Genomic DNA, 5,449 nt, shown 5'->3' with positions numbered 1-5,449 from the left:
GGGTGCGGGCGCGTCTGATCGAGGTCGACTACGCGTCGCACTCCGCGCATGTGGAGGAGGTCCGCGAGCGGCTGCTCGCCGATCTGGACGGGATCACCCCTCTCGCGGGTTCTGTGCCGTTCTTCTCGACGGTGACGGGCGGCTGGCTGGACACGAAGGCCCTGGACGCCGAGTACTGGTACCGCAACCTGCGGGAGACCGTCGAGTTCGGGCAGGCCACGGCGGCGCTGCTGGGGGAGGGCTTCCGGTTCTTCGTCGAGTCCAGCCCGCATGCGGTGCTGGGTGTGGCGGTGGGGGAGTCGGTGGAGGCCGCGGGTGTGGATGCCGTGGTGCTGGGGACGCTGCGTCGTGGGGAGGGTGGCCCGGCGCAGGTGTTGCGTGCGGTGGGTCGTGCGTGGGAGTGCGGGTTGGGGGCGGACTTCTCGGGGGCGTTCCCGGGGGCGCGGCGGGTGGACCTGCCGACGTACGCCTTCCAGCGCAGCCGCTACTGGCCCGAGCCGGCGCCCACCGCGGCGGCCGATGTGGGCGCGGCCGGGCTCGATCCGGCCGACCACCCCGTCCTCGGAGCGGCCATCGAACTGGCCGACACGGGTGAACTGCTGCTCACGGGCCGGATCTCGCTGCGGTCCCACCCCTGGCTCGCCGACCATGCGGTGGCCGGCACGGTCCTGCTGCCCGGCGCGGCCTTCGCGGAACTCGCGGTACGCGCCGCGGACGAGGCCGGCTGCCACACGGTGGAGGAACTGACGCTCCAGTCACCGCTGTTGATACCCGCCGACACCGCCGTCCGCCTGCAGGTTCGGGTCGGCGCCACGGACGCGCACGGCAGCCGCTCACTGGACCTGTTCTCCTGCCGCGAGGACGCGGCGACCCCGCACTGGACCGCGCACGCGACCGGCAGGCTCACCGCCGACGCCACGACCCGCGAGCCGTCGTCCTCAGCCGTACCGGACGACGCCGGCTCCTGGCCCCCGCCCGGCACCGTCCCGATCCCCGTCGACGACCTGTACGAGCGGTTCCGTGCCTCCGGTTACGGCTACGGACCCGCCTTCCGCGGGCTCACCGCTGCCTGGCGCCGGGGTGACGAGATCTTCACCGAGGTACGTCTGCCCGAGGACCAGCACCGGTCCGCCTCTGCCTTCGGCGTGCACCCCGCCCTCCTGGACGCCGCCCTCCAGGGGCTGTTCCTGCGGGCTCGGCCGGACACCGAACCGGGCGCGGACCGGCCGTCCGCCGGACTGCCGTTCTCCTGGAGCGGAGTCGGGCTGCACGCCTCCGGAGCCACCGCGCTCAGGGTACGGCTCGGCTTCCGGCCGGACGGATCGGTGTCGATCGACGCGACCGACTCGAACGGCCTCCCGGTCGCGTCGGTCGAGGCGCTCGCCGTCCGCCCGGTCGACCTCGACACCCTCCGCCCGGGCGGCGGCCCGGAATCCCTCTACCGGGTGCAGTGGTCGGCGGTGCCCGCCACCGCACCCGCCGACCCCCTCGGACACTGGGCTGTCCTCGGCGGCCGGGAACTCTTCCCGGACAGCCATCCGGACCTGGCCGCCCTCGGTGCCGCGCTGGACGGGGGAGCGCCGTCGCCCGCCGCCGTGCTGGCCTGGTGCGACCACACCCCGGACCTTTCGTCCCCGCCCGACGCCGCATCCGTGCACACCGCACTGGACGACGCCCTGCGGCTCGTCCAGGACTGGCTGGCCGACCCGCGGTGGGACGACGGCACCCGGCTCGTGCTCGTCACCCGGGGTGCGGTCTCCACGGCAGCCGGCGAGGAGGTCACCGACCTCACCGGCGCCGCGGTCCGCGGCCTCGTCCGCTCCGCCCAGTCCGAGCACCCGGACCGCTTCCTGCTGATCGACACCGACGACCCGGCCGCCGTGGCCGGCCTGCTGCCCCGGGCACTGGCCGGAACGGAACCCCAACTGGCGATACGCGGCGGAGAGCTCCTCGCCGCCCGCCTCACCAGGGCCACCGTCGCCACGGACCCGAACCCGGCCCCGGACACACCGTCCGGTATCGCCGCGGCCGGGGGAACCGTCCTCGTCACCGGGGCCGGCGGCGCGCTCGGCGGCCTGGTGGCACAGCACCTCGTGACCGCGCACGGCGTACAGAACCTGCTGCTCGTCGGCAGGCGCGGCACGGACGCCCCGGGCCTGGCCGACCTCGCCGCCGAACTGCGCGGCCTCGGCGCCCGGGTGGACGTGGAGGCCTGTGACGTCGCCGACCGGGACGCGCTCGCCGCGCTGCTCGCCGGCATCCCCGCCGACCGCCCGCTGAGCGCGGTCGTCCACGCGGCCGGCGTCCTGGACGACGGGACGATCGAGTCGCTGACCCCGGAGCGGATGCGCCACGTCCTGCGGCCCAAGGTCGACGCAGCCCTCAACCTGCACAACCTCACCCGTGACCTTGCGCTGTCGGCCTTCGTCCTGTTCTCCTCCGCGTCCGCCACGGTCGGCAACGCCGGGCAGGGCAACTACGCGGCCGCCAACGCCTTCCTCGACGCGCTCGCCCAGCACCGCCGTGCCCTGAAACTGCCCGCCCAGTCGCTCGCCTGGGGCCTGTGGGCGCGCCGCAGCACCATGACCGGCACGCTCACCGCCGCCGACCTGCGGCGGATGTCCCGGGGAGGCACCGCGGCCATCGGCAGCGAAGAGGGCCTGGCCCTGTTCGACGCGGCGCTCACCCTGGACGAACCGCTGCTCGTCCCGGTCAAGATCGACCTCGGCCGGCTCCGGACGGCAGCCCGGACCGGACCCGTCCCGGCCCTGCTCGCCGCCCTGGTCCCCGGCACCGCACGCCGCCCCGCCTCCGGGGCGGACGCCGCCGAAGCGGACTCGCTGCGCCGCCGGCTGACCGGCCTCACCCCGGAGGAACGCGTCGCCACCCTGCTCGACCTGGTACGGAGCCGGGTCGCCGACATCCTCGGCCACGGCGGACCCGAGGCCGTCGACCCGGACCAGGCGTTCAAGGACCTCGGCTTCGACTCGCTCACCGCAGTCGAACTCCGCAACCGGCTCGGCGCCGCCACCGGCCGCCGGCTGCCCGCCACCCTGGTCTTCGACCACCCCACCCCGGCCGCCGTCGCCGCCCACCTCACCGGGCGCCTGGTACCCGACGGGCCGGGCGACCCCGCCGGCACCGGGAAGGCCGCCGGGGCGCACCTCGCCGACCGGCCGGAGACACCGGAGACGCCGGCTCCCGCCGCCGACATCAACGCCATGGCCGTCGACGACCTCGTCCGGATGGCCCTGGGCGGCGAACGTGACTGACCGACAGCCGCAGAAGGAGAAGTCCAACCCCATGCCCACCGAAACGGACCAGGTGGTGGCCGCCCTGCGCGCCTCGCTGGTGGACAACCAGCGCCTGCGGCAGGAGAACCGACGGCTCCGCGACGACTCCGCCGAGCCCATCGCCATCGTGGCGATGAGCTGCCGCTACCCCGGCGGCGTACGCACCCCGGAAGACCTGTGGGAGCTGCTGGTCAAGGAACGCGACGCGGTCTCGCCGTTCCCCACCGACCGCGGCTGGGACGTCGAGGGCGGCTTCGACGCCGACCCCGACGCCCCCGGCACCTTCTACGTCCGGGAAGGCGGCTTCCTCCACGACGCGACCGGCTTCGACCCCGGCTTCTTCGGTATCTCGCCGCGCGAGGCCCTGGCCATGGACCCGCAGCAGCGGCTGCTGCTGGAAGCGTCCTGGGAAGCGGTGGAACGCGCTGGCATCGACCCGACGACCCTGCGCGGCAGCCGCACCGGCGTCTACACCGGAGTGATCTACAGCGAATACGGGTCCCGGCTCGGCCGGGTGCCCGACGAAGTGGAAGGCTTCCTCGGCACCGGCACCATCCCCAGCGTCGCCTCGGGCCGGATCGCCTACACCCTGGGCCTGGAAGGCCCGGCGGTCACCCTGGACACCGCCTGCTCGTCCTCCCTGGTCGCCGTCCACCTCGCCTGCCAGGGGCTGCGCTCCGGCGACACCACCCTCGCCCTGGCCGGTGGGGTGACTGTGATGTCCACCCCCGGCCTGTACGTCGGATTCAGCCGCCAGCGCGGCCTGGCACCCGACGGACGCAGCAAGTCCTTCTCGTCCGCGGCGGACGGAGCCGGGTTCGGGGAGGGCCTGGGCCTGCTCCTGCTGGAACGGCTCTCGGACGCCCGGCGCGCGGGGCACCCCGTCCTGGCCGTCATCCGCGGCTCGGCCGTCAACCAGGACGGCGCCAGCAACGGGCTGACCGCCCCGAACGGGCCCGCGCAGCAGCGCGTCATCAACGGGGCGCTCGCCCGTGCCGGACTCGACCCGTCCGAGGTCGACATGGTGGAGGCGCACGGCACCGGCACTGTCCTCGGCGACCCCATCGAGGCGCAGGCGCTCATGGCCACGTACGGGCAGGACCGGCCCGCCGGGCGGCCGTTGCGGCTGGGCTCGCTGAAGTCCAACCTGTCCCACACCCAGGCCGCCGCGGGAGTCGGCGGGGTGATCAAGTCGGTGCTCGCGATGCGGCACGGCGTGATGCCGCGCACCCTGCACGTCGACTGTCCCTCGCCCCAGATCGACTGGACCGAGGGAGCCGTCTCCCTGCTCACCGAGGCCGCCCCCTGGCCGGAGACGGGACGTCCGCGCCGGGCCGGGGTGTCCTCCTTCGGCGCCAGCGGCACCAACGCCCACGTCATCCTCGAACAGGCCCCGGCCGACCCGGCAGCTCCCGACGGGCCCGCCACGCCGGAACCCGTGCCCGCCGCCGTCCCCTGGGTCCTGTCGGCGCGTACTCCGGACGCGCTGCGCGCCCAGGCGACGGCGCTGTACGAGCGGGTGGTGGCGGAACCGGGCCTGAGCGCGACGGACGTCGGCCATTCGCTGGCGGCGGGGCGTTCGCGGTTCGCGGAGCGCGCGGTGGTGGTGGGGGCGGGCCGGGGCGAGCTGCTGGCCGGTGTCGCCGCCCTGTCGCGGGGCGTGCGTGCGGCGGGCGTGACGGTCGGCAGCGGGCTGCCCCCGGGCCGTTCGGTGTTGGTGTTCCCGGGTCAGGGTTCGCAGTGGGTGGGGATGGCCGTAGAGCTGCTGGCCGGGTCGGAGGTGTTCGCGGGGCGGATGGCGGAGTGCGGGCGGGCGTTGGCGCCTTATGTCGACTGGTCGTTGGCGGAGGCGTTGGGCTCGGAGCGGTTGCTCGCCCGGGTCGATGTGGTGCAGCCGGTGCTGTGGTCGGTGATGGTGTCGCTGGCGGAGGTGTGGCGTGCGTTCGGGGTCGTTCCGGACGCGGTGGTGGGCCACTCGCAGGGCGAGATCGCCGCCGCGGTGGTGGCGGGTGGTCTGAGCATCGACGACGGGGCGCGGGTGGTGGCGCTGCGTTCCCGTGCGGTGGGGGCGTTGGCGGGCCGTGGCGGCATGGCGTCGGTGCCCCTGCCGGTGGACGTGGCACGGGAGCGCATCGCCCCGTGGGCGGGCCGGCTCT

At 75.0% G+C, this 5,449-nt stretch carries 2 protein-coding genes; both read left to right on the top strand.

The genetic code is table 11. The annotated features are described in order from the left end of the window. A partial coding sequence (locus ACIQOV_RS25650) for a type I polyketide synthase (protein ID WP_401052243.1) occupies positions 1-3,272 on the top strand: 3,272 nt, incomplete at its 5' end. A gap of 31 nt (positions 3,273-3,303) precedes the next feature. Continuing rightward, positions 3,304-5,449: type I polyketide synthase (locus ACIQOV_RS25645; RefSeq protein ID WP_401052242.1), on the top strand; the 2,146-nt coding region annotated here is incomplete at its 3' end.

The organism is Kitasatospora sp. NPDC091257 (assembly GCF_044757675.1).
Lineage (GTDB): Bacteria > Actinomycetota > Actinomycetes > Streptomycetales > Streptomycetaceae > Kitasatospora > Kitasatospora lactacystinica.
This window is presented reverse-complemented; position numbering and strand designations above follow the sequence as displayed.